Raw genomic sequence first — 19,908 nt, forward strand, 5'->3', positions numbered from 1 at the left:
CACCGCGAGCGCAGCGGCGCGGGTGGTATTCAGTGTGCGGCACCGGCGCCCTCCGACCGTCCGGCTCGCCACGTTCCCCACCGGAAAATTCCTCATCGTCGGCATCACCGCCTCTGCGGCAGAGTCCGATACCGCGCCGATGAGCGGTACCAGCTGGGCAGATCTCCTTGTGCATCCTAACCCCGATGCCCGCCCGCTCCTTCGACTTCACCGGAACAATCTCCCGCGGAAGAAACATACTTCTCCACCTTCACGATGGGCCCCGAGGGGACAGAATGCGGGCACCGCACTGACAGCCGATCACCGGTTCACCTCCTCCGACACCGCTCATCATCACCCGCAACAACCCGCACAGACGAACGCGGCGCCGGAGATCCGCCGCACCTGCAGCGCCCACTAAATCCGCTCCCGTTTCAAGAATGGTCGCGAGGGTAATTGCGGTGTATGGGCGCACGAGTGAGGACAAGCGGCCGGAGCACACCGGCCAGGCCTGACCGTGGAGGCACTTCCTCTCACAGCAAGACCACGGACAACGACAAGCCGATGGCCACCGCCACGGCGGCGACAAGTCGATCACATCAGACTTCGAAGAAGTCGACGCCGCCCGCCGGCGCAGCCTCGGGGCGGCTGCCACGAAGACGACCGTTGCCCCCTAGGCGACCGGCAGCCGAAAAATCACCCTCCACGTCACGCCACAGCGCCCCCGGGAGAAGGAAACCGGCACCCCGAACGGACCGCCCCGACGCCACGAAGCCGACGGCCCGGAAGCGTCCCCGAGACACCGGGTCCCACGTAACGGCGCGCCCTCGGTCCACCACGCCGACTCGTCAGCGCAGGCCTGACCCGATCTCGCAGGAGACCGAACGCGGACTGTTGTCGCGGTCGGTCGAGGCGGTCATCGCATGGCTTAAAGACCACGTTCACCGGCTCATGGACGCGATTCGAGAACGCGGCGACACGGTGACGCAGAATATTCGGCAGAAGTTCAGGGAATGGATGGACACGCTCGTCGATACGATCGCACAGAGCGACGCGGGGATCAACGCCGTAATTGCAGGCATTCGGGCCGCCCTGACCGGCAAGAATCCTGTGTGGGCCGCGATCAAAGCGCTCGTGTCCGGGTTGAGCGGCAAGGCCAAGGTCGCCCTGGTTCTCGTCCTGGTCCTCGGGGCCCTGCTCGCGCCGGTACTGCTCGTGGTCCTCCTGCTGGTGCTCGTTGTCGCGGCGCTGGTGGCGGCGGTGCGCGCCGCCGCCGAGTGAATTCCCCTAACCTTCTCCGTGAACAGGGTTGCTGCTGAGGCACATTCGATTTTCGGTGCCAATCCGCAATCTCGAGACAGTCGACGTGGATGCGTGGCCGCGGAAAGCTGCCCGAACCGGATTTTCTGGTGGTGGTTGAGTGTCCCGCAGCTGGGGTAGTCGACAAGCGGCGCCCCATACCGCGCAGGGTTTTGCGAGACATTGCCGAGGACGGTTCTGCCACACATTGCCGAAGTGGGCGAGCGGTGCGCCGGCGACTACTCGGTAAAGGGGTTCGACGATGAAAACCAAAGGTCAGGTGGCATTGGCCGTCGGCGCAGGATACATGCTGGGCCGTACACACCGAATGAAGATGGCACTGATGCTCGCGGCCGCGGGTGCGACCGGACGCTTCCCCGGCGGGCCACGCGATTTACTGGAACGCGGTACGAAGATGCTCGCGAGCTCCCCCGAGTTCGCCAAGATCAGCGACTCGGTGCGCGAAGAGCTGGTCAGCGCGGCGAAGGCCGCAGCGGTCACCGCCGCAAGCCAACGCATCAATTCGCTCAACAACCGCCTCCTGTCAAGCGGCGGAGAAGTCGTCGGCGACGTGGGCGACACCGTGGACGACACCGCGAGTGGTGTCGGCAATTCCGTAGGCAAGCTCAGCAGGCTCGGAAAACTCGGTCGCAAGCGACGCGGCCGGTCCGAGGACGAGGAGTACGACGAGTCCGAAGTCGAGGAAGAGCCGGACGAACAGTACGCCGATGAGGAAGACGAGTACGAAGAGCCCGACGAGGAAGACGCTGCCGACGAAGATACCGCCGACGAGGAACCCGCCCCACGCAAGCGGCCCGCCGCGCGTCGACGGACTTCCAGCAACGGTAGCTCCCGGCCGACCAGCAGATCGCGGAGCGCGAAGTCCGACGAGGATGACGAAGAGGCCCCTACCAGGGGCCGCAAGACACGGGCGAAAGCCACGACTAATTCTGCGCCCGTCCGGCGCGGCGGACGGTGAGCACGATGACGAACGCCGCGAAGAAACTGCGAGAAACTGCGCCGGGTGACGGCAACGGATCGTCCAGCGTGCTCCAGGAAGCAATGCAGAAGCTGGTCGGCACGGTGGCCGAAAAAGCGCTCTCGTCGGTCTCCGACAAGGTGCAGGGTGCGTCCGGACGGCTCACCGACTACGCCGAGGGTGGCGGCGGAAGCCTGCTGTCCGCGGTCACCGGCAACGGCAACGGCAACGGCAACGGTGACGGTGACGGTGACGGGGACGAGAAGGGCGATGGCAAGTCACTGTTCTCCGGGTTGACCGACAAGGTGAAGGAGACGGCGTCGGATGTGAAGGACGCGGTCACTGGTGGTGGCGGTGGCGGTAGCGGTAAGGGCAAGAAGCTCAAGTTGACCAATATCGTCGAAACGATCGATGTCGGTGTCCCGGTCCAACTGGCGTATAACCAGTGGACCCAATTCGCCGACTTTCCCTCCTTCATGAAGAAGGTCGAGCGGGTGGAGCAGGAGGCGGACGAGAAGCTCGAGTGGAAGGCTCAGATCTTCTTGTCGCACCGGACCTGGGAAGCGTCGATCATCGAGCAGGTCCCGGATGAGCGGATCGTGTGGCGTTCGAAGGGTGCCAAGGGTTTCATCGACGGGGCGGTGACGTTCCACGAGGTGACTCCCGATCTCACGCGCATCGTTCTGATCCTCGAGTATCACCCGAAGGGATTGTTCGAGAAGACGGGAAACCTGTGGCGTGCACAGGGACGACGAGCACGACTGGAATTGAAACACTTTGCACGCCATGTCATGACACAGTCCATTCTCCATCCTGACGAAGTCGAGGGCTGGCGTGGAGAGATCCGGGACGGCGAGGTAGTCGAACCCGAAGAGGACGAGGCGCAGCCGGAGGAGTCGGAAGAGCTCGAGGAAAGCGACGAGGCCGAGGGCGAGGAGCCTGAGGACGAAGAAGCCGAGGACGAAGAGGCCGAGGAGACCGACGAAGGCGAGACCGACGAAGGCGAGATCGAGGAAACGGATGAGGACGCCGGCGAGGAAGCAGACGAGGAGGAAGAAGCAGAAGCACCCCCGCCGCCGAAACGCCGAGGTCGCCCGCGCAAGACCGCGGCTGCCGCTGAGGATCAGGCCCCGAAACGGCGAGGTCGCCCACGCAAGACTGCCGCGAAGACGGCGGGCTCGCGACAAGGAGCACGGCGATGACGGCGATACAACCGGCGGGGGGAGGTGGCGGCGGAGTCAGCGGCGGTCCCAGCTCGAGTAGCCTCGCCGACGTCATCGACACCATCCTCGACAAGGGTCTCGTCATCGACGCCTACGTGCGTGTCTCGCTGGTCGGCATCGAACTGCTGACGATCGACGCACGCGTCGTGGTCGCCAGTGTCGACACCTACCTGCGGTTCGCGGAGGCCGTGAACCGGCTCGAAATCGGCAGTGGCGAGCCGAAGGGCCTGACGGATCTCGTCGGGGACGTCACCGAGGGTGGTGCCAAGTCGAAGACCAAGGGCGCACTCGAGTCCGCGGGTGAGAAACTCGGCGACATCCTCGGCGGCGGGCAGGAAGAACCTGAGCGCGAACGGGTTTCGCGCAAGTCCACTCGAGGGGACAAGTGATGTCTACGTCAAACCAGAGCACCGACGCACCCGACGAGCCGCGCACCAGCGGTGTCTACGTGTACGGAATCGTGCCTGCCGATGTGGAAGCCGAAGAAGACGCGGTCGGCGTGTGTGACGGACCGGTCAGCACCGTCAAGCACGGCGACATCGCGGCGCTCGTGAGCGAAATTTCAGTGGACAGACCGCTCGGCAAGCCCGAGGACCTCCGAACCCATGCGCACGTGCTGGACGGCACGTCTCGGGTGGCACCGGTGCTCCCGCTTCGTTTCGGGGCGGTCATGACCGATGAGGACGCCGTCGCGGAGGAGTTACTCGCGGCACACGCCGAGGAGTTCGCCGCCGCGCTGGAGGAACTCGAAGGCCGGGCACAATACGTCGTGAAGGGACGATACGTCGAGGAGGCGATCCTCCGGGAAATAATCGAAGAGAACGAACAGGCGAGCAAGCTGCTCGGCACGATCCGAGATCAGCCCGAGGAGACCACCCGCGACGCCCGGATGGCCCTCGGCGAGATCGTGGGCAACGCCATCGAGGCCAAACGCGACGAAGACACCCGGAAGGTGGTCGAGGCACTCGACTCGCTGTCCGACTCGGTCAACGTCCGGGAACCGACTCATGAGGAGGAGGCTGCGCAAGTAGCCGTCCTCGTCGAAGTTGCGCGGCAGGAAGAACTCGAGAAGGCAGTGGGAGAACTGGCCGAGCAGTGGGACGGCCGAGTCGACATGCGCCTGCTCGGACCGCTCGCCGCCTACGACTTCGTGGTGACGCAGAAACCGGAGGGCTGACCGATGGGTCTGCTGTCGTTCATCGCCACCCTGCCACTCGCCCCCGTTCGCGGGGTGATCTCGCTGGCCGAGTTGATACAGCGACAGGTCGAGGAGGAAGTCCACAATCCCGCGAGTGCGCGCCGCGCTCTCGAGGAGCTGGAGGACGCCCGTGCGGCAGGCGAGATCTCCGCCGAGGAGGAAGAGCAGGCACAGCAGGCCATCCTCGATCGAATGACCGGAACAGCACATCCCACCGGTCCGGAAAAGGAGTGACGGGCGATGGCAGAAGAGGAGCCACCACCGTTGCCGGCACCCGAGATCGCCGAGATCGCGACGCGTGACATTGCGCAGTTGACCGGCAAGAAACCACTGGGTGCGACATCGGTCATGCCGACCGACGACGGCTGGACGGTGGAGGTGGAGGTAGTCGAGGACCGGCGAATACCGTCGTCGACGGACATGCTCGCGATGTACGAGGTGGTGTTGGATCTGGACGGAGAGCTGTTGTCCTACCGCAGAACCCGCCGCTACATCCGCGGTGTCGGTGACAGCGGGAGCGCGCAGTCATGACGATCGCCGGCGGCGGCGCGAGCAACCTTCCGCAGAGTTCGGGCGGCGGAATGGGCGGTGGGCACCAGTCGACGAACCTCGGCGAGATCCTCGAGCGCGTACTCGACAAGGGGCTCGTGATCGCTGGAGACATCCAGGTCAACCTGCTCGACATCGAACTGCTGACCATCAAGGTGCGACTGGTGATCGCCTCGCTGGAAACCGCGAAGGAGGTGGGCATCGATTGGTGGGAGCACGACCCCTGGCTGACCGGCAGGAACAGCGACGTCGAACTCGAGAACCGGAAGCTGCGGGAGCGGATCGCCGAACTCGAGTCCGGCAGGTCTGTTCGCCCTGCCGTCGAGGCCGCCGAAACGGTCGAGGTGGAGGCGAAACGTCAGGAGCAAGACGATGACCGCGGATGACGGTGTCTGGCTGTACAGCATCACCACCGACAGCATCGGCGACGCACAACTCGCCGGGGTCACCGGCGTGGCCGGCGAGCCGGTCCGCGCGGTGGCATCGGCGGGTCTCGTCGCGGTGGTGGGGACAGTGAGCCTGAGCGAATTCGGGCAGGACCCGCTGCAGCGCAACCTCGAGGACCTCGACTGGCTCGCGGCAACCGCGAGAGCACACGACGCCGTGGTGGCTGCCGTGCTACGCCACGGTCCCACCGTTCCATTGCGGTTGGCGACCCTCTACCTCGACGACGATCGCGTTCGCCTCCTCCTCGACGAACGACAGGAGGAGTTCGGCGCAACGCTGCGTCGGGTGACCGGACGAAGCGAGTGGGGTGTCAAAGCGTACGGAGACGCGAAGGCTTTGGCGCAGAACGTGAAGGAGGAGCCTTCCGCGACGGGTGCGGCGGGCAAGGGGACCGCGTATCTCCTGCGTCGTCGTGCGGAGTTGAGCGCACAGCAAGACGTGGAACGCCGGGCGGCCGGCCACGCGGACGAGATTCACTCCGCGCTCCGGGGCCATGCCGTCGACGGGGTTCGACGGCAAGTCACCGATCCGGTGCTGACCGGGAAACGGGCCTGGATGATCTTCAACGGCACCTACCTCGTGGACAACTCACGGGTCGACGACTTCGCTGCGCTCGTGTCGGCACTCGACACCGAACGCCCGGGCATCACACTGGATCTGACCGGACCGTGGCCGCCGTACTCCTTCGCCGGGATCGACGGGTGAGCACATGAGCGAGATGGTCCCCGGGGACGACACTCGCCGCATCGCGCTCGTCGATCTGCTCGATCGGGTGCTCGGCGGTGGTGTCGTCATCACCGGTGAGATCACCCTGTCGCTCGCCGACGTCGACATGGTCCGGATCTCGCTGCGCACACTCATCGCATCGGTCAGCGCACTCGTCCCCGACCCGGTCGGGCCGGAGCCCGCCGATGACTGAACCCGACCCCGTCGATTCGGATGCACCGACCGACATCGGTCGCCGGGTTCTGCCGCAGCGAATCGACGCCGACCCCGAATCCGTCGAGAAGGGCCTGGTCACCCTGGTCCTGACGATCGTCGAACTACTGCGCCAATTGATGGAACGGCAGGCGATACGCCGAGTCGAGCACGGCGATCTCAGCGACGAGCAGATCGAACGCATCGGCACGACACTCATGCTGCTCGAGGAGCGAATGGCAGAGTTGCGTGAGCATTTCGATCTCATGCCCGAGGATCTGAACATCGATCTCGGACCGCTGGGGCCGCTGCTGTCGAACGAATAGTCCGGACTCACCGAGGTTCGATCAATGTTTGAAAGCGTTCTTGATCTTCTTGCCCGCGTCCTTGAACTTGTCTCCCATCTGCTTGGTGTTGCCCTTGGCCTGTTCCTTGCTCCCCTCCGCCTCGAGGTGGGCATTCCCCGTAGCCCTGCCGACAGCCTTCTTGGCGGCGCCTTCGGCGGTTTCGACCTTGTGCCGGATCTTCTTTCCCATGTTCATGACGACGTCCTGTCCTCCGCGATCGCTTCTGTTCTCCGAGATCACCAACTTCAGTCAACTCGCACACAGCGCCGCTGTCGAGAACCGCGATTGCATCGTCACCGTCGCAGCAACAACGCACTGTCTCCGAACTCGTGCCACAGGTAGCCACGTGCGAGCGCCTCGTCGTAGGCGCGACGGACGGCCTTCTCTCCCACCACCGATTCGAGCAGCATGAGATGCGACGCCCCCGGTGCGTGCCAGCCCGTGATCAGGCCGTCCACGACCCGGGTCGGCCTCTCCGCACTCAGAACCAGGCCCGTCCAGCCGGCGCCCGCCACCGCCATGCCGCCCGAAGTGGCCTCGGTCTCGAGCGCCCTGGTCACGGTGGTTCCGACCGCGATGACGCGGCCTCCGGCGGCACGCCGGTCGTTGACCAGCCGCGCCGTCTGCTCCGGCACCTCGAACCGCTCCGGGATCGGCGGTTCCCCTCGCTCCGGCGAGGAGACCCCCGTGTGCAGCAGGATCGGTGCCACCACCACCCCCGAGGTCACCAGGTCGGTAACCATCGGATGGGTGAACGGCCGGGCGGCGCTGGCCATCTCGGCGCTTCCACCGGTGTGGCCGAAGATCGTCTGGTACGAGGACAGGGGCCAGCGTTCGTGGACGTACGCGTAGGTAATCGGACGACCCGAGGTGGCGAGCAGTTCCGCGGCTACGTCCGCGATGCCGTCGATCGAGGCCCGCCACAACCTGGTCGACCCGAGGGGCCAGGGTTCCACGAGCGTCGCAACGACGCCGCGCGGCAGAACGATCCGCGCTCCCGCCGCGACCGTGTCGAGGGCGCCGGAGACCGGTCCCGGCGCTCGCACCTCGACCGCCCAGTCCCCGTCCTCGAGAGCGGTAGAGAAGTGCACGACCACAGGTCCGACCGCGTCGACGGTCCCGTCCACCGCCGCGGCCAATGTCGACGACGCGTTCACCACCACCACGTCACCCGGGCGGAGGAAGCGTGGCAGGTCGTGGAATCTGCTGTGTTCCAACCTGCCCCGGTCGGAGACCAGCAGTCGCACCGAGTCGCGCAGCAACCCCCGGCTCTCCGGTGGACCACTCGCCTCCAATCGCTGTGGCAGCACGAACCGGAACTCGGCCGCGGAGGTGACCCGTGCACGCGTCACGACGACACCCCCGGGTTCGCTGCGACCGCGAGGTCCGCCGCACGGTACCGGCCGCTGGGTGGGCTCGTGTCGAGCAAACTCAGCAGCGCAGGAACCACGGTCTCCGGATCGGGCCGATCCGAGATGTCCTCGCCGGGGAACGCCGCCTGATGCATCTCCGTGCGCATGTCGCCGGGATCGAATGCATAGACCGCCAGGCCGGGTTCCTCCACCGCCAGCACCGCGGACGCGTGGTCGAGCGCCGCCTTCGCCGCCCCGTAACCGCCCCAGCCCGCATACGCCTCGACCGCGGCATCCGACGAAATGTTGATCACGGTCCCGCCCGCGTCCCGCACATGTTCGATCAGCGCGGCGATCAATGCGAGCGGGGCGAGCACATCGGTCGCGAAGACCTGCGCCAATGCGTCCTCCGGGTACTCGGCGAGGGAGGGCATCGGGCTGGGCCCGAGCGCGCTGGCGTTGTTGAGCAACAGGTCCAGTCGCCCCCGCGCCGCGATCTCGACGGCGATGCGCTCGCGGTGCCCCGGATCGGTCACGTCACCGGGGAGCGCGGTGACGGTGTGTGCCCGCGCGGCAACCCGATCGAGCGGTTCGACCCGCCTCCCGGTGACGATCACCTCCCAGCCGCGCTCCGCGAGCGCGAGCGCGCTCGCCCGTCCCAGCCCTGCCGATCCTCCTGTGATCAGCGCCGTCCTGGTGTTCATCGCAGACTCCTTGCCTCCAGTGACATCTGCGACCATCGTGAAACCTAAAGTCCACTTCATGTCAAGGGCGGTGGCGCCTACTTCCCGGGAGGAAACGCCGGGCGTCGGGCCCTCGGACGTGCTGCCGACGTCTCACCGGGCCGACCCGCCCGTCGGCTGGATCCGCTCGATGGTCGCGAACCAGGCCGGTGCGCCGTTGTCGTGGAATCTCGTCTCGATCCGATCCGGTTCGATGGCGGCGACCTTCCATCCATCGCCGGGGTCGAACGCCGCTCTCAGCTCCTCCCGGCTGACGGGGTGCGGGCCGGTATCGGGACCAGCGTCGCTGAAGCACAACACATACACGGTTCCGCCGGGTTCGGTCACCGACGCCACACTCGCCACGTAGCGTGGTCGCTCGGCGGCGTCGAACGTGTGGAACAGTCCGCAGTCCAGCACGGTGTCGAACCGGCGCCCCATTCTGTCCAACTGGACCGCGTCGGCCAGCGCGAACTCGACCTCGATCCGACGGTCGTGGGCCTTCTCCCTGGCGATCGCCAGTGCCGTCTCGGCCACGTCGACGCCCAGAACCTGGAATCCCAGGGAGGCGACGTGAAGAGCGTTCTCGCCGGTGCCGCATCCCGCATCGAGCACCGCTCCGGCGAATCCGCCTTCGGATGCCACCCGCACGACCGCCGGCTGCGGCCGGCCGACATCCCACGGCGCAGGGCCCTCGTGGTACGACGCATCCCAGGGCCGTCCTGTCATGCGTTCGTGGCTGGTTGGCTGCCGACCGATGAACGGATCGTCGGCGAGGGGACCTGATCGCTCCGACACTTCGACGCCTCCCTGAAACGGATCGTGCCACCTCATCTTGGCACGGCACTGCGCGGTTCTCGACCCTCGACACCGCGACTGCTTGCCTCACCGACACGGTTAGATTGTTCGAATGTCTTAACATACAATCCAGATATGAGCACAACTATCGGAATCGTCGGGTACGGGCTGGGCGGCCGCTACTTCCATGCGCCGTTCGTCGAAGCGGCAGAGAGAATCGCACTGGGCGGCATCGTGACCCGCTCCGCCGCACGGGTCACCCAGGCTGCCGCCGACTTCCCCGGAGTGCCGGTGTTCTCGAGCCTCGGCGAACTCATCGACTCCGGCGTCGATGCCGTCACGATCACCACGCCACCGCAGACGCGGCGCGAACTCGTACTCGAGGCAATCGGGCGTGGTGTGCACGTGATCGCGGACAAGCCGTTCGCGCCGGATGTCGAGACGGCCCGCGAGCTGGTAGCAGCCGCAGAGGACGCCGGCGTGCTGCTCAGCGTCTATCACAACCGTCGATACGACGCCGACATCCGTACCCTGAAGTCGGTGTTGCCGCGACTCGGCGACATCTGGCGTGTCGAGTCCCATTTCGACCTGGACGGTGCCGGCACACTCGAAGCAGGCCCGACCGGTGGGTTGCTGCGCGACATCGGCGCACACGTCGTCGACCAGATGCTGTGGTTGTTCGGGCCGGCGGAGCGGGTCGACGCCCACCTCGATTACGTCGATCGGCCGGAGGGGCGCACCGACGCCGGCTTCGTCGTCAACATCGCTCACTGCAGCGGGGTCTATTCGAGCGTCTCGTCGAGCAAGGTCAACCATCTCGAGGGGCGGCGGCTGCGCGCATTCGGCAGCGTGGGCGCCTATGTGGCGGACGGTACGGACGTGCAGGCACAGGCTCTCTTCGCGGGGTCGCGGCCCGTTGACGATCCCACCGGATGGGGTTACGAACGACGGGAACGGTGGGGCGTCCTCCACACAGCGGATGGCGCGGAAACGGTTCCGTCGCAGCGGGGTGCGTATCAGGACTACTACACGGAATTCGCGGCCGCCGTTGCCGGCAGCGGCACACAACCGGTGCCTGCCCGCACCGCGCTCGGCACCATCGCGGTGTTGGCGGCGGCGCGGGAGGCCGCGGAGAGCGGCAACACGGTCGTCGTGCGGTCCGTCGACTGACCGGAGGCGACTTCGGCAGCACTCGCGTCGGTTCAGGGCTCGCGTCGGTTAGGGGCTCAGGACGCGGAATCGAAAAATTCGGCGACAGCCTTGCTGAACGGATGTGGTCGTTCCATGTTCGTCGCGTGGCCCGCGCGCGGAACGACGATCGACGCTCCGTTCGGTGCGAGTGCCGCAGCCGCTACGGCGTGTGCTGACGGCCAGTACTCGCTGTCGGAACCGGCGACGAAGAGCACCGGAATCCCGTCCGCAAAGAACGTGTCGACCTCCTCCTGGTCGTAGCCGTAGAACCCGTACGCCCACTCCGGCGTATTGAGCATTCGCGGGGTCTGATCGACCACAACCGCGGCGCGAAGCCGCCCCGTGCCGTACGAGTCGACGTACGACGAGATCGTGTTTGCGCCCATCGAGCCTCCGACTATTGCCACACCCTGCAGGTCGAGTTCCTCGATGAGCGCGTGCACGAATCCGGCGCGTGTCTGCATCGTCGTTCCGTGCGGCGTGGCCGGAGCCGTCCCGTGACCCGGCAGATCCACAGCGATGACGCGGTGGCCGGCCTCGATCAGCGACGGGATCTGATACCGCCACGACGTGGCGGGGGCTCTGAAACCCGCCAGCAACATCACGCTCGACGAGGAGCTGCCGTCACCGTGCACGGTGTAGTCGATCCGAGCCCCGCCAGATTCGATGGAAGGCACTGCTTCTCCTATCCCCCAACTGTTCCCGGCTGACGCGCCGTGGTGTCCGCCTGCGGTCACTGCGACGGTAGTACGGACTCGGGAATCCATCCATGGAGAACATCTCCACTCCGGGACGGTTTCACTGTGGAACCAAAATTCCTGGACTGTCGGGTGTAACGTTCCGGGCCCTCGCAGACACCATTCGAGTAGCTGTGGACGTTGGGCCCACGCATTCGAACAGGACACTACGAAATGCACATCTCACTTCCCCACTCCGAGACTTCGCACGCGGCGAATCCGTCGGGCGCAGTGAACCGTCTCCCTCGAATCCCCCTGCGAAACCGGTTCGCCGCGGCCGCCGTCGCCGCCGCGATCGCCGTCATCCCCCTCGGAGCCGCCACCACCATCGCGACAGCGGCCGAACACCCCGTGACGACAGTCGCCGCACCCACCATCCCCGGCGATCGTGGTGACCACGGTGACGGCCCCCGCCACGACCGACAACGCGACCAACGGCAAGAACGCCGAGACCAGAGCATGACGCTCGACGAACTCCTCGTCGGATGGAACAGCAGCCAGATCTACCAGATGTGATGACGCTTGACCGAGGACGGCACCAGGATTCGTCGTCCTCGGTTCCGCATGCCTTCCTCCATCAGCGTGGAGTGGATTCCGATCGTCGCTCGTAGCGCGAGCGAGCCAGGGCGTGCGCACGGCACAGCAACGCCCGCGTGACTTCGCCTGTGCGCGAGCCGGGGTCGATGACTGCCAGCCAGGCCAGTGAGCCATAGACGGGATGCGCGATGACGGTGTCGGGCGCACCGGCGTCGACGTCGGCGACGCCCTGCTCTCGCGGCGTGTGGCCGGTTGCCTCGATGAACGCCTCCTTCCCGGCACGGATGTTCACCCGGAATGCACCCGCGCGGTCCAGACCCGAACTTTCGTCGCCGGGGTAGTTCTTGGTGACGATGGTGGCGAAGGGCTGGGTCCTGTCGGGAACGATCCGATCCGGTGAGTAGTAGAAGAAGGCGTCACCCCAGCTGATCTCCGGCGAACCGTCGCCGGGGGCGGGCCTGAGCGTCAGAACATCGCCGAGGCCTTCGACGAAGTCGATGATGTCGTCCATGGTCATAGCTTCCAGCGTTTCATTAAAGTGCTTGTGGAGACCTCGACCAGCAAACGTAGGAGAATACGGTGCCAAGTCTCCAATCGCGTCATCTGCGGACCGTGGATGTCGCCCGGCGCGCCGGGTGCTCCGTGCAGCACGTGCGCAACCTCGAACGCGACGGGGTGCTGCCTCCCGCAACCCGCACAGCCACCGGATACCGGATCTACACCGACGTGCATGTGCAGTCCGCGCTCGCCTATCGGGAACTCGCCATCGGCGCCGGCCCGGTGGAAGCCAAACGGATCGTGCGCAGCGTGCACACGTGCCCGGCCGCGACAACGGTCGCCCTCCTCGATGCCGCACACGCCCGACTCCACACGGAACGAACCGAACTCGCGCTGGCGAAGCAGGCCGCCGAGCTGATCTCGACCGAGCCTGTCGACGACGTGCAGGCATCCGACTGGATGAGCGTGAGTGAACTCGCCGTCGCCCTCGGTCTCCGCCCCTCCACGTTGCGGCACTGGGACGCAGAGGGACTCGTCGTCCCGGACCGGGACACACCCACAGGAGCGCGCCGATACTCCCCTTCGCAGGTCCGCGACGCTCGCGTCGTGCATCAGCAACGCAAGGCCGGTTACCGCATCACACCTCTCCACGCGGTCATGTCACAACTCGGGCACACACCCGGATCGGGTGACATCGGCGCCGCGCTCGCTGCCCGCGACCAGGCCACCACGGCCCGCTCCCGAGCCTTGCTCGACGCAACCGCTGCCCTCACCGTGCTCCTCGCACTCCGAGATGGGGTGGTCAGTGCGCGCGCGACAACACCGCCACCAGAAAGTCGGAATCCTCGCTGAACGGGCGCAGATCCCACGTCGAGAACAGCAGATCCGCCGTGAGACCGCTCGCCTGCGAATCCGCGAGGAATTGGGAGAACTCGTAGCCCCGGTCGGCGCCGAACCCCACAACCACTCGGCCGGTCGGGGCGAGATGAGCGGCGAATCCCGTCAGCACCGCCTCCCGGGTCGACGGCGCCAGGAAGGTCATCACGTTGCCCGCACAGACGATGACCTCGAAATCGGCGGTCACCCCACGGGCCGGCAGATCCAACTCCGCGAGATCACCGACCAGCCACGTCGGACCGGGGTGATCCTCCTCTGCCACGGAGATGAGCACCGGATCCACATCGACACCCACCACGACATGACCGGCATCGTGCAAGTAGCCGCCGAGACGGCCCAGTCCGCAACCCGCGTCGAGTACCCGACCGCCGCGGCCGAGCATCGCATCGACCAGCCGCGCCTCCCCCACGATGTCCTTGCCCTGCGCCTCCATGGCACGGAACCGCTCGACGTACCACATCGAATGCCCCGGGTCGGCTGCTGTGATCTCCTCCCACTGGCTGGGGATGCGCTCCTCGGGGGTGCGTGCACTCATTACCGATTCCTCCTCGATCCGGCCCGCTCGGCGAGCCACTGCCACCGTATGCGACACCACCTCGGCACCCACCCGCAGCCCAAGGGTGTTGCGCCGACGCGACAGTCTCGATCAGCGGGATGCCCTGGCCGACGCGGCCGGTCCTCCGAGGAAGATCGAGCCATGCCCGAGTCCGTTCCCGACCGCGTCCAGATCACCGACCGCCTGCACGTCGTGGCCGACCTGCTCGACACGAAGGACTGGCCGGGGCTCGCGGCGACTCTCACCGACGATGTCGTGGCCTATGGGCGGGCGGGGCCGGTGGACGTGGTCGCGCGCGTCCGCTCCCACCTCGACGTCTGCGGCGCCACCCAGCACCTGCTCGGCAACATCCGCGTCGACGTCGACGGTGACGCGGCGCGCACTCGATCCTATTTCCGGGCGTTTCACGTCGGCCGCGGCGAACGCGCCGACGCGACGTACGAATGCCTCGGCGAGTACCGCGACGAATGGCGACGCGGACCGTCGGGCTGGTTGCTGGCCGGGCGGGTGATCGACGTCCGCGCCGAGATCGGCGACCGCGGTGTCATCGCGCCCCTGAGCTGAACCCCGTCGACGGCTCAGCTGTGGTCCCCGCACACCGCGGATGCCGGGTCCGGTGCGCAGATCTGCTGCCAGGTGTAGAAGCCGGAGTTGACCACGACGTCGAGGTTGTCCTTCGTGATGTTCTGCACGGGCAGGAACACCGTTGGCACGGCCATGTACTGGTTGTCGATCGTGCCGTTGACCATCTCCTCCGAAATGCCGTCACCGTGCAGGATCGACATGGTCAGCTGCGCCGCGACCTTCGCCTGATCGGACAGGTTCTTGAAGATCGTGTTGTCGAGGGTTCCCTGTGCGATCAGTTGCAGCGCAGCGAGATTGGCGTCCTGTCCGCCGGTGACCGGGATCCGCCCGGCGAGCCCGCGGCCTGCCAGTGCCGCGACGATTCCGCCTGCCAGGTCGTCGTTCATGGTGACGAACAGCGCGATGTCGTTGTTCTCACGGGCCAGGCATTCCTCGGCGAATGCCTGACCTCCGGCCGGGTCCCAGTCGTCGATCGCGGTCTCGCAGACCACGCGGATCTTGCCGCTGTCGGCGAGCGGCTGCAGATACTCGTCCTGACCGAGCCGAAATTGACGGGTTCCGTATTCACCGAAGTTTCCCTCCACCCGGGCGATCTTCACCCGTCGCCGGGCATCGCGGCGATCAGATCCGCGGCGCGGCTCCCCTGCCGTCGGCCGACCTCGAGTGGATCGAAGATCACCTGAACGTCTGCCGGTCCACCGACCGCGTCATGGTCGTAGAGCACCACCGGAACGTTCGCCTCGCCGGCGGCGGTCAAGGCTCCACCCGAGAACCTCGCGTCCGTGGAGATCAGCACGAGCACGGAAGCGCCCTCCGCGATCGCCGACTCGACCTGGCTCTGCTGACGGGCGGGATCGCCCTCGGCGTTGCGAACCGTGACCGCCGCCTCCGGCGCGAACAACTCCAGGAAGTCGGTGAACAGGGGTTCGTCTCGCTCCACGAATCGGGTGGTCGTCGTGTTCGGCAAGAGAAAGAAAACCTTCTCCGGTGCCTCGTCGCCCTGCGGCGCAGGGGCCGCGCAGGCCCCGAGCGCCACCGCTGCGACCGCGGCCGCGACGGAGAACGCGCGCACCCTTCGCTTCATGAGCTTGTCTTCACGAGCCGTGACCTCCAGCGTGATCGTGCCCAGTCTGGAGGTACCCGCGGGCGAGGCAGGCTACTCGCGCGCGTCGATGCTTTCGGTGTTTTCCGACCGTGATCGGCGCACACTGAGTGCAGGGATGAGGAGGAGAAGGTGTTCCACCAGGACAGCGGCACCGTATCCAGGGGAGATCGTGACACTTCGCCTGCCGACGAGCATCTCCTGAACGAATCCCTTCTCGTCGAACCCGAGGTCCGCCGGCGCCCCTGGCGCGAATTCCTCGCGTCGACTCCCGGACGCCTGTCCCTCCTCGCCGTCGTCCTCGTCGCGGTGGCGCTGACGGCCGGTCTGGTGACGTCCGCCGTGGTCGCCGCACGGCAGCAGCGCATGGAAACCCTTCGCGCCCACACCGAACCGCTGGCGGACGCCGCGCAGAACTTGTTCAGCTCGTTGTCGATTGCCGACGCGGCAGCGACGTCGTCGTTCATCGCGGGTGCCATCGAGCCGCTGGCGGTGCGCGATCGGTACAACCAGGCGATCGGGGACGCGTCGAACGCGCTCGTCACCGCGTCGTACGGCGTCACCTCCGGCGACGTCGAATCGCTGAGACTGCTCACCGAGATGTCGCGGCACGTCGCCGTGTACACGGACCTGGTGGCGACCGCCCGCTCCAACGACGCCGCGGGAAACCCGGTCGGGGTGGCGTATCTCGGAACCGCTTCGGCTCTCATGCAGGACACCATCCTGCCCTTGGCCGAACGCCTCTACAACGACCAGGCCCGAGCTGTCGCCGACACGCAATCCCACACCGCCCGGCTGCCCGCCACCGCCATCGTGGTCGCGTCGGCCGGGGTCGTCGTCCTCGCCGTCGCGCACGCGTACGTGGCGCATCGAAGCCGTCGCCGAATCAATCCCGGACTGGCGTGCGCGACGGTCCTGCTGGCTGCACTCGTCGTGTGGATCGTGGTCGCCGGGCTGTTGTCGACGTCGGCGAGCGAACGCGCCCGGATCGACGGCGCCGAACCCCTCGCGGCGGTCACGAAGGCGAGGATCCTCGCCCAGCAGGCCCGCGCCGACGAAACCCTCGGACTTCTCCGGCCGGGTTTCGATCCGGCGGGGAGCGATTACGCCCGGCACACGGACGCGCTCTCCGCGATTCTGAACTCGGACGCGTCGCGGAACACCGTTGTCGCACCGACGATCGCCGATGCGTCCGCCGCGTTCGACGGATGGCGGAGCGCGCACCGGGATCTGCAGCAGAAGCTCGCAGACGGCGACTACCAGGGCGCGGCGGACGTCGCGGTCGGTCCGGGATCGACGGCATCGACCGCCCGGTTCCGGGCCCTCGACGAATCGCTCGAAGGCGCCATCACCGCTCTGCGCACCGAGGAACTCGACGCGATGCGGGAGTCGTACCGCACGATGGCCGCGCTCACCGTGGGCGGCATCGTGCTCGCTGTTTCCGCAGCGCTCGCCGTCGTCGCGGGGATCGAGCCCCGAGTGAGTGAGTACCACTGATGGTGCGACCACACCCGGAACGGCGACCGCGCTTCACCCGGCTGCTCGGGAGCCTCGGGCTCGGAGCTGTCCTGATTGCCGGCTGCGGCGCCCCCGATGCACCCACCCCGAGGTTTTCCGGAGACTTCACGGAGTTTTCCCCTGTCGGCCGGCGCCCAGCTCATCGCACCGTCCGACACGCCGCCGCCGGACACAGAGCCGTCGGCATGCGCGGCCCCGGCCAGTCTCCGCCCGGGGACTCCGAGCCTCGGCGGCGCGCTCGGCGATATTCGTGCCCGCGGCACCGTGGTCGTCGCGGTCGATCAGAACACCAACCTGTTCAGCTTCCGCGACCCGACCACCGGCACCCTCACCGGATTCGGCGTCGACCTCGCTCGGGAGGTCGCACGTGATCTGCTCGGCGATCCCACCAAGGTCGAGTTCCGTCCGCTCGGAACCGATGACGGTGCCGAGATGCTCGCCCACCGTGACGCGGACATGGTCGTGCGTCCGGTGGCCCTCTCCTGTGAAGGTCCCCAGGACTTGACGTTCTCCACGGTGTATCTCGAGGCCTCCCGCCGGCTCGTGGTGCGGGATGGGTCGGGTATCGCCGGTCCGGCCGACCTTGCCCGGCGACGGGTCTGCACGCACCACGACCCGGCGTCGGTGTCGGCGCTGACGCGCATCGCCCCCAAAGCGACGATCCTTGCGGTCCCCGACTGGGACGACTGCCTCATGGCCATCCAGCAGCGGCAGGTCGACGCGGTCGCAGGCGCCGCCTTCCTCGCCGGCCTCGTCGCCCAGGATCCGAATCTCGAAATCGTTGGTCCCGAAACAGATTCCGCCCGATACTCCATCGGCCTCGCTCCCGGAAACGACGACCTCGTCCGGTTCGTCAACGGCACACTGGAACGACTGCGCACAGACGGAACCTGGACGGCCCTCTACGACCGGTGGCTGTCGTCGCTGGGCCCGGCACCCGGACCGCCGGCGCCGGAGTACCGGGACTGACCGACCCCTCAGACGGCGGTCGCCACTTCTATCGCCCCGAGTTCCACCACGTCCGGTTCAGCTCGGATCGTCGTCGGCAACGGTCTTGGGCAGGCCGGTCCCCATCGGGTCGAGCAGGGCGGTGGTGCGCGAACCCCATCGCTCGTGCGCGGATTGACGGGTCATCCCGGCGGCCTTGCCGATGGTCGCCCACGTCGCCCCCTGAAAGCGCAGACCGAGAACGGTTTCGATGCCGTCCAGGCCGGCAGCGAGCTGTATACGAAGACTCAGTAGGTGCCAGGCCAGGGTTCGCTGGTGGGGAATGTCCGTGCCTTGCTCGGCGTCCCAATCCGCCGTGCCGGGAAGCGGCCCGGTGCCGATGATTTCGTCGGCGTGACGGCTTGCTTCGGCGGCCGCAGCCGTTATCACCGCGCGAGCAGCGGCATCGATATCCGCACTGACGGCGCGTTCGACAAGTTCCATGACTACCTCCCATTTCTGTCAGGTATAGCCTGACAGGCAGTGGACGTGGCGTCAAGAATTACCTGACACGGGGTGGCGCACGCGGAGCAAGCCGACGTGCCACCGGGTGCTCGGATCGATCGACTCGACGACGAAGAACAGATGGTCCTCAGCATCAAACCCGACGCGCCGAGCAGCGGCCGGGGAGTGGGCGACACGACCCGCACAGGGCAAGCAATTCGAGGCCGAGTTCGACACAGTGTTCACTCGGGCCGTCGAGAAGGTTCGCCGCCTCACCTGAACCCTGTCGATCCCGCACGGAGCAGCGCTGCGAGATGAGTGATGTCGGTGGCTGAAATGTCCCAGCTGCCTGTTGGCGCGAGGTCATCGGTCTGGTGCGGTCCGTGTTCGACGGGCCGGAGAATGAACGCTGTAGCCAGTCCTGTGGCGTGAGCGGCTTCGAGGTCGTCGTTGTGGGCGGCGGCGAGCATGACTTCACCCGGGTCAAGACCGAGGAACTGTGCTGTCTGCAAGTAAGCCTGGGGATCGGGCTTGTATTCCGGTTGATGTCGGAGCCGATGATCACGTCCCACGGGATTCCGGCGTTCTTGGCCATGTCGAGCAGAAGTGAGGTGTTGCCGTTCGAGAGCGGGCCGATGATGTACTCCGCCTTGAGTGCCGTGAGACCTGGCACGCTGTCGGGCCAGGGGGTGAGCACATGCCAGGCGCGCGCGAGCTCGTCGAGCTCTCCGGCATCGTGATTCGTGGGGTCGATGCCCGATTCGCGGAGCACGAAGTCGAGGTTCTCGCGGTGCAAGATATCGAGAGTCACGAACTCGCGGGTGCCGGAAAGGATCGCGTCCATCGACGGCTGGTAGCGGGCGCGCCACCGGTCGGCGAATGCAACTGCGTCCACCCCGAGCTGATGGCGCGCCGCGTAGTCCGCGACAGCGGTGGCGATACCGGTGCGCCAATCGACAACGGTGCCAAAGGTATCGAACAACACGGCGCGAACATTGCGTCCCGTCGACGGGGACCGGAACGGCACACCAGCCATGGGCGTCCT

At 66.7% G+C, this 19,908-nt stretch carries 26 protein-coding genes and 2 pseudogenes; 17 read left to right on the forward strand and 11 right to left on the reverse strand.

Annotated features, from left to right (window positions below; genetic code table 11):
- Positions 1-930 precede the first annotated feature (930 nt).
- The 11 genes from ACLIVD_RS19280 to ACLIVD_RS19330 all read left to right on the forward strand — a co-directional run bounded on the left by ACLIVD_RS19280 (position 931) and on the right by ACLIVD_RS19330 (position 6,918).
- Positions 931-1,260: a hypothetical protein gene (locus tag ACLIVD_RS19280; RefSeq protein ID WP_280784479.1), complete on the forward strand. Its 330-nt coding sequence runs from the start codon at positions 931-933 to the stop codon at positions 1,258-1,260.
- Positions 1,261-1,540: 280 nt separating this feature from the next.
- Positions 1,541-2,257 (forward strand): hypothetical protein, encoded by a 717-nt coding sequence (locus ACLIVD_RS19285; protein ID WP_317571213.1) that lies wholly within the window; start codon positions 1,541-1,543, stop codon positions 2,255-2,257.
- Between the two features lie 5 nt (positions 2,258-2,262).
- On the forward strand, positions 2,263-3,459 hold the full coding sequence (locus tag ACLIVD_RS19290; RefSeq protein WP_491930442.1) for an SRPBCC family protein: 1,197 nt from the start codon (positions 2,263-2,265) through the stop codon (positions 3,457-3,459).
- Positions 3,456-3,869: a gas vesicle protein GvpJ gene (gvpJ, locus tag ACLIVD_RS19295; protein WP_005246459.1), complete on the forward strand. Its 414-nt coding sequence runs from the start codon at positions 3,456-3,458 to the stop codon at positions 3,867-3,869. The genes ACLIVD_RS19290 and gvpJ overlap by 4 nt, the downstream gene beginning before the upstream one ends.
- Entirely contained in the window at positions 3,869-4,657 is a 789-nt protein-coding gene (locus tag ACLIVD_RS19300; protein WP_280784482.1) for a GvpL/GvpF family gas vesicle protein, read from the forward strand. Before gvpJ ends, ACLIVD_RS19300 begins: the two co-directional genes overlap by 1 nt.
- 3 nt (positions 4,658-4,660) lie before the next feature.
- Positions 4,661-4,912, forward strand: a complete 252-nt coding sequence (locus ACLIVD_RS19305) for a gas vesicle protein GvpG (RefSeq protein ID WP_280784483.1) — start codon at positions 4,661-4,663, stop codon at positions 4,910-4,912.
- Between the two features lie 6 nt (positions 4,913-4,918).
- Positions 4,919-5,209 carry a gas vesicle protein GvpO gene (locus tag ACLIVD_RS19310; RefSeq protein WP_280784484.1) on the forward strand — a complete coding sequence of 97 codons (291 nt, stop codon included), beginning with the start codon at positions 4,919-4,921 and terminating at the stop codon, positions 5,207-5,209.
- Complete coding sequence (locus tag ACLIVD_RS19315) at positions 5,206-5,613, forward strand: gas vesicle protein (protein ID WP_283332520.1); 408 nt, start codon at positions 5,206-5,208, stop codon at positions 5,611-5,613. The genes ACLIVD_RS19310 and ACLIVD_RS19315 overlap by 4 nt, the downstream gene beginning before the upstream one ends.
- Positions 5,600-6,379, forward strand: coding sequence for a GvpL/GvpF family gas vesicle protein (locus ACLIVD_RS19320; RefSeq protein WP_477956470.1), 780 nt, complete (start codon positions 5,600-5,602; stop codon positions 6,377-6,379). The genes ACLIVD_RS19315 and ACLIVD_RS19320 overlap by 14 nt, the downstream gene beginning before the upstream one ends.
- Before the next feature lie 4 nt (positions 6,380-6,383).
- The gene (locus ACLIVD_RS19325; protein ID WP_283332522.1) at positions 6,384-6,593 is read left to right on the forward strand and encodes a gas vesicle protein; all 210 of its coding nucleotides are present in this window, start codon (positions 6,384-6,386) and stop codon (positions 6,591-6,593) included.
- A complete protein-coding gene (locus ACLIVD_RS19330; protein ID WP_280784487.1) occupies positions 6,586-6,918 on the forward strand; it encodes a gas vesicle protein K in 333 nt (110 codons plus the stop codon). The genes ACLIVD_RS19325 and ACLIVD_RS19330 overlap by 8 nt, the downstream gene beginning before the upstream one ends.
- Before the next feature lie 21 nt (positions 6,919-6,939).
- Here ACLIVD_RS19330 and ACLIVD_RS19335 read toward each other — a convergent pair whose 3' ends face one another.
- The 4 genes from ACLIVD_RS19335 to ACLIVD_RS19350 all read right to left on the reverse strand — a co-directional run bounded on the left by ACLIVD_RS19335 (position 6,940) and on the right by ACLIVD_RS19350 (position 9,811).
- Positions 6,940-7,134 (reverse strand): CsbD family protein, encoded by a 195-nt coding sequence (locus ACLIVD_RS19335; RefSeq protein WP_280784488.1) that lies wholly within the window; start codon positions 7,132-7,134, stop codon positions 6,940-6,942.
- A 98-nt stretch (positions 7,135-7,232) separates the two neighbouring features.
- Entirely contained in the window at positions 7,233-8,291 is a 1,059-nt protein-coding gene (locus ACLIVD_RS19340) for an S-adenosylmethionine:tRNA ribosyltransferase-isomerase (protein ID WP_280784489.1), read from the reverse strand.
- Positions 8,288-9,031, reverse strand: a complete 744-nt coding sequence (locus ACLIVD_RS19345) for an SDR family NAD(P)-dependent oxidoreductase (protein ID WP_491930443.1) — start codon at positions 9,029-9,031, stop codon at positions 8,288-8,290. The genes ACLIVD_RS19340 and ACLIVD_RS19345 overlap by 4 nt, the downstream gene beginning before the upstream one ends.
- 96 nt (positions 9,032-9,127) lie before the next feature.
- Entirely contained in the window at positions 9,128-9,811 is a 684-nt protein-coding gene (locus ACLIVD_RS19350) for a class I SAM-dependent methyltransferase (protein WP_477956922.1), read from the reverse strand.
- Positions 9,812-9,946: 135 nt separating this feature from the next.
- On the opposite strand from ACLIVD_RS19350, the gene ACLIVD_RS19355 reads away from it, so the two are divergent.
- Positions 9,947-10,981: a Gfo/Idh/MocA family oxidoreductase gene (locus ACLIVD_RS19355; RefSeq protein ID WP_491930444.1), complete on the forward strand. Its 1,035-nt coding sequence runs from the start codon at positions 9,947-9,949 to the stop codon at positions 10,979-10,981.
- A 56-nt stretch (positions 10,982-11,037) separates the two neighbouring features.
- Here the strand turns inward: ACLIVD_RS19355 and ACLIVD_RS19360 are convergent, their stop codons facing one another.
- Complete coding sequence (locus tag ACLIVD_RS19360) at positions 11,038-11,679, reverse strand: alpha/beta fold hydrolase (RefSeq protein WP_477954236.1); 642 nt, start codon at positions 11,677-11,679, stop codon at positions 11,038-11,040.
- A 234-nt stretch (positions 11,680-11,913) separates the two neighbouring features.
- Here ACLIVD_RS19360 and ACLIVD_RS19365 point away from each other — a divergent pair, with 234 nt between their 5' ends.
- Positions 11,914-12,255, forward strand: a complete 342-nt coding sequence (locus ACLIVD_RS19365; protein ID WP_317571205.1) for a hypothetical protein — start codon at positions 11,914-11,916, stop codon at positions 12,253-12,255.
- A 61-nt stretch (positions 12,256-12,316) separates the two neighbouring features.
- On the opposite strand, the gene ACLIVD_RS19370 is transcribed toward ACLIVD_RS19365, so the two are convergent.
- Positions 12,317-12,793: a DUF6194 family protein gene (locus ACLIVD_RS19370; protein WP_283352759.1), complete on the reverse strand. Its 477-nt coding sequence runs from the start codon at positions 12,791-12,793 to the stop codon at positions 12,317-12,319.
- 62 nt (positions 12,794-12,855) lie between these two features.
- Between ACLIVD_RS19370 and ACLIVD_RS19375 the strand changes: the two genes are divergently transcribed.
- Positions 12,856-13,626 carry a MerR family transcriptional regulator gene (locus ACLIVD_RS19375; protein WP_491930445.1) on the forward strand — a complete coding sequence of 257 codons (771 nt, stop codon included), beginning with the start codon at positions 12,856-12,858 and terminating at the stop codon, positions 13,624-13,626.
- Here ACLIVD_RS19375 and ACLIVD_RS19380 read toward each other — a convergent pair.
- Complete coding sequence (locus ACLIVD_RS19380; RefSeq protein ID WP_283352757.1) at positions 13,577-14,206, reverse strand: class I SAM-dependent methyltransferase; 630 nt, start codon at positions 14,204-14,206, stop codon at positions 13,577-13,579. The two genes, ACLIVD_RS19375 and ACLIVD_RS19380, sit on opposite strands and share 50 nt — an antisense overlap.
- Before the next feature lie 162 nt (positions 14,207-14,368).
- Here ACLIVD_RS19380 and ACLIVD_RS19385 point away from each other — a divergent pair, with 162 nt between their 5' ends.
- Complete coding sequence (locus tag ACLIVD_RS19385) at positions 14,369-14,791, forward strand: nuclear transport factor 2 family protein (protein ID WP_491930446.1); 423 nt, start codon at positions 14,369-14,371, stop codon at positions 14,789-14,791.
- Positions 14,792-14,805: 14 nt separating this feature from the next.
- Here ACLIVD_RS19385 and ACLIVD_RS19390 read toward each other — a convergent pair whose 3' ends face one another.
- Both ACLIVD_RS19390 and ACLIVD_RS19395 read right to left on the reverse strand, forming a co-directional pair.
- Complete coding sequence (locus tag ACLIVD_RS19390) at positions 14,806-15,396, reverse strand: substrate-binding domain-containing protein (protein ID WP_491930447.1); 591 nt, start codon at positions 15,394-15,396, stop codon at positions 14,806-14,808.
- 11 nt (positions 15,397-15,407) lie between these two features.
- Entirely contained in the window at positions 15,408-15,896 is a 489-nt protein-coding gene (locus tag ACLIVD_RS19395; RefSeq protein WP_491930448.1) for a substrate-binding domain-containing protein, read from the reverse strand.
- 150 nt (positions 15,897-16,046) lie between these two features.
- Between ACLIVD_RS19395 and ACLIVD_RS19400 the strand changes: the two genes are divergently transcribed.
- The gene (locus ACLIVD_RS19400; RefSeq protein WP_491930449.1) at positions 16,047-17,411 is read left to right on the forward strand and encodes a GlnX family signal transduction membrane protein; all 1,365 of its coding nucleotides are present in this window, start codon (positions 16,047-16,049) and stop codon (positions 17,409-17,411) included.
- A pseudogene (locus ACLIVD_RS19405) lies at positions 17,411-18,401 on the forward strand (glutamate ABC transporter substrate-binding protein). The gene ACLIVD_RS19400 and the pseudogene ACLIVD_RS19405 overlap by 1 nt, the downstream one beginning before the upstream one ends.
- 57 nt (positions 18,402-18,458) lie before the next feature.
- Here ACLIVD_RS19405 and ACLIVD_RS19410 read toward each other — a convergent pair.
- A complete protein-coding gene (locus ACLIVD_RS19410) occupies positions 18,459-18,863 on the reverse strand; it encodes a hypothetical protein (protein WP_280784502.1) in 405 nt (134 codons plus the stop codon).
- Positions 18,864-19,135: 272 nt separating this feature from the next.
- Positions 19,136-19,899, reverse strand: a pseudogene (locus tag ACLIVD_RS19415) (haloacid dehalogenase type II).
- Positions 19,900-19,908 lie beyond the last annotated feature (9 nt).

It is taken from the genome of Rhodococcus sp. G6(2025) (assembly GCF_058628105.1).

Coding starts and splice junctions, on each gene's coding strand:
- gvpJ (WP_005246459.1), top strand. CDS start 3,456: ATGACGGCGATACAACCGGCGGGGGGAGGTGGCGGCGGAGTCAGCGGC.
- ACLIVD_RS19325 (WP_283332522.1), top strand. CDS start 6,384: ATGAGCGAGATGGTCCCCGGGGACGACACTCGCCGCATCGCGCTCGTC.
- ACLIVD_RS19385 (WP_491930446.1), top strand. CDS start 14,369: ATGCCCGAGTCCGTTCCCGACCGCGTCCAGATCACCGACCGCCTGCAC.
- ACLIVD_RS19330 (WP_280784487.1), top strand. CDS start 6,586: ATGACTGAACCCGACCCCGTCGATTCGGATGCACCGACCGACATCGGT.
- ACLIVD_RS19365 (WP_317571205.1), top strand. CDS start 11,914: ATGCACATCTCACTTCCCCACTCCGAGACTTCGCACGCGGCGAATCCG.
- ACLIVD_RS19305 (WP_280784483.1), top strand. CDS start 4,661: ATGGGTCTGCTGTCGTTCATCGCCACCCTGCCACTCGCCCCCGTTCGC.
- ACLIVD_RS19410 (WP_280784502.1), bottom strand. CDS start 18,863: ATGGAACTTGTCGAACGCGCCGTCAGTGCGGATATCGATGCCGCTGCT.
- ACLIVD_RS19280 (WP_280784479.1), top strand. CDS start 931: ATGGACGCGATTCGAGAACGCGGCGACACGGTGACGCAGAATATTCGG.
- ACLIVD_RS19370 (WP_283352759.1), bottom strand. CDS start 12,793: ATGACCATGGACGACATCATCGACTTCGTCGAAGGCCTCGGCGATGTT.
- ACLIVD_RS19335 (WP_280784488.1), bottom strand. CDS start 7,134: ATGAACATGGGAAAGAAGATCCGGCACAAGGTCGAAACCGCCGAAGGC.
- ACLIVD_RS19355 (WP_491930444.1), top strand. CDS start 9,947: ATGAGCACAACTATCGGAATCGTCGGGTACGGGCTGGGCGGCCGCTAC.
- ACLIVD_RS19380 (WP_283352757.1), bottom strand. CDS start 14,206: ATGAGTGCACGCACCCCCGAGGAGCGCATCCCCAGCCAGTGGGAGGAG.
- ACLIVD_RS19395 (WP_491930448.1), bottom strand. CDS start 15,896: ATGAAGCGAAGGGTGCGCGCGTTCTCCGTCGCGGCCGCGGTCGCAGCG.
- ACLIVD_RS19300 (WP_280784482.1), top strand. CDS start 3,869: ATGTCTACGTCAAACCAGAGCACCGACGCACCCGACGAGCCGCGCACC.
- ACLIVD_RS19320 (WP_477956470.1), top strand. CDS start 5,600: ATGACCGCGGATGACGGTGTCTGGCTGTACAGCATCACCACCGACAGC.
- ACLIVD_RS19345 (WP_491930443.1), bottom strand. CDS start 9,031: ATGGTCGCAGATGTCACTGGAGGCAAGGAGTCTGCGATGAACACCAGG.
- ACLIVD_RS19285 (WP_317571213.1), top strand. CDS start 1,541: ATGAAAACCAAAGGTCAGGTGGCATTGGCCGTCGGCGCAGGATACATG.
- ACLIVD_RS19290 (WP_491930442.1), top strand. CDS start 2,263: ATGACGAACGCCGCGAAGAAACTGCGAGAAACTGCGCCGGGTGACGGC.
- ACLIVD_RS19310 (WP_280784484.1), top strand. CDS start 4,919: ATGGCAGAAGAGGAGCCACCACCGTTGCCGGCACCCGAGATCGCCGAG.
- ACLIVD_RS19315 (WP_283332520.1), top strand. CDS start 5,206: ATGACGATCGCCGGCGGCGGCGCGAGCAACCTTCCGCAGAGTTCGGGC.